Source organism: Dissulfurimicrobium sp. (assembly GCF_049968175.1).
GTDB classification, from domain to species: Bacteria; Desulfobacterota; Dissulfuribacteria; order Dissulfuribacterales; family Sh68; genus Dissulfurimicrobium; species Dissulfurimicrobium hydrothermale.
This window is the reverse complement of sequence record NZ_JBMFRG010000109.1, coordinates 1-2202: the sequence shown is the minus strand read 5'-3', so window position 1 is coordinate 2202 and position 2202 is coordinate 1. Positions and strand designations below refer to the sequence as shown.

Genomic DNA, 2202 nt, shown 5'->3' with positions numbered 1-2202 from the left:
CTCGAATTGGCCTCCCAAATCGGTTTTGAGGTCTATCAATCCATCAGCGAATCAATATGGGCGTCTGAGGCTATCTCTGCAGGCATCTTGTTTCCTGAGATGGAACAGGAATGTGACAGACTATTTTTAAGGACGGTTAGAAAAGGAAAGGGTAGGGGACTCCTGCAGCCCGTCTGTGTGCGCGAGGCTGTGGATAAAGTGCTGACGGAGTTCGTTTCTTTTCTTGCTCTGGACGCCCTTGACCTCGTTGGTTTGACTGTCTCCGTAAATCAACTTACGGCTGCGCTTGTGATTGCAAGGGCTGTAAAGGCCCTTGCCCCATCCCTTCCCATCGTGTTGGGCGGTGCCGCCGTCTCCGGCGCTGCAGGTGCCTCTATTTTGAGGTCGTTTTCTTGGATTGATTATATTGTTGACGGTGAGGGAGAGCGTCCACTTGTAGGTCTTGCAGATTTTCTGAGCGGCAAAGAGACGTCATTGCCGGAGGCCGTTTATGGAAAGGTGATCCTGTCTGACAATGGAGAACGAGGTATTAAGGATGATAAGTCAAAAGGATCGGTCGGGGATCGGCCGAAGTCTCAGATCGATGGCCTGGATGGGCTTCCCGTTCCTGATTTTGACGACTATTTCTGTGATATTTTAAAGTTAGGGCCTAGCAAACGCTTTTTTCCTGTGCTGCCTGTGGAGTTTTCCCGCGGGTGCTGGTGGGGGCGTTGCAATTTTTGCAATTTGAACATCCAGTGGACGGCATATCGGGCAAAATCGGCAGAGAGGATGGCGACAGAGATAGATCAGCTTGCCAGGCGTTACGGCCTGCTTGATTTCGCCTTTATGGACAATTCCCTCCCTAGGCGGGATGCCTCTAAGCTATTTGATATCCTTGAAGGACATGGCAGGGATTACAGCTTTTTTGCCGAACTCAGGGTGGGTTACAGCCGTGATGAGTTATATGCCATGGCCAGGGGCGGTCTGAAAGACATCCAGGTAGGCATAGAGGCCCTGAGTCAATCCCTGCTTGGGCGGATGCGCAAAGGCGTAAGTGTCATGGACAATGTCAAGATGATGCGACATGCCGAGGAGTCAGGGCTGAACCTCTCAGCAAATCTGATCCTTCACTTTCCTGGCAGCACGGATGAAGAGGTTAATGAGACCCTTCGTGTGCTTGATTTTGTATGGCCCTTTAGACCCCTTAAGGCCGTCTCGTTTTGGCTTGGCCTTGGGAGCCCCATGGCCTCTGACCCGTCTATATTCGGGATAAGATCCGTGACGATCCATACATTCTGGCGCTATATGTTTCCAGAGGAGATATTGGCCGGCATCATGCCGCTGGTGCTTGGATATAAGGGTGACAGGCTTGTTCAACAAAGGCGCTGGAAGTGGGTCGAACAAAAAATCGCGGCATGGCGAAGGGAGAGGGCGGTGCTTGGGCTGCAAAGACCCCTCACATACCGTGACGGCGGGGATTATCTCCTTATAAGACAGATCAGACCCTCTGGCGAGGTGCTCACACACAGGCTAAAAGGGTCATCAAGGGCGATTTATCTCACTTGCCTTGAGCCAAGGCCGGTTCAGGATATTTTTGAGCGGTTTCCAGATAAATCTCAAGGAGAGATTGCGGCCTTTTTAAAGGACCTTGTTACAAAGAGGCTTATGTTCGAGCAGGATGGCAAGGTCCTGGGGCTTGCTGTCAGACATATTTAGCCTATCTCCATCTAACCGGTCGCCTTTTTGGCTCATTATCTTAACAAGAAATCCCTATTTCATTCCAAAGATCTTTAAATAAAGTTGTAAAATGAAACAGTAATAAATTTTTCAAATTTTTAAAATATAATTAAATCAAATAATTATTTTAATTTTCTTAATTCGCTAAAAATAACTTGATTAAATTATGTTTAAATTTGAAAAAAAAGATATAAAATAAAAAACTACCAAGGATAGGAGATCAGTAGGATAAAAAAATAAACGGGAGGTGTTGCGAAAAGAAAAACGGATGGATGAAAAGACGACGAGACGGGATCAATCCTTTTTACAATAAGTTTGTTCAAGGAGGTAATAGATAGATGGATGGTGTTTATGAAAAAAAGAGACCTTACATAAAGATGATAATCATGGGGGCGATATCTGCGTCGCTCTATACGTTTTTGTTGCTCAAGGGGGATTTTGTTGTGCAGATATGCGCCAAAGGCGGTGTATATGCGTTTTTCC

Annotated in this window: 1 protein-coding gene; it reads left to right on the top strand. The window is 46.8% G+C overall.

Annotated elements, in window-relative coordinates; translation table 11 throughout:
• A partial coding sequence (locus ACP5SG_RS09605; RefSeq protein WP_428124084.1) for a RiPP maturation radical SAM C-methyltransferase occupies positions 1–1698 on the top strand: 1698 nt, incomplete at its 5' end.
• Between the last annotated feature and the right edge of the window lie 504 nt (positions 1699–2202).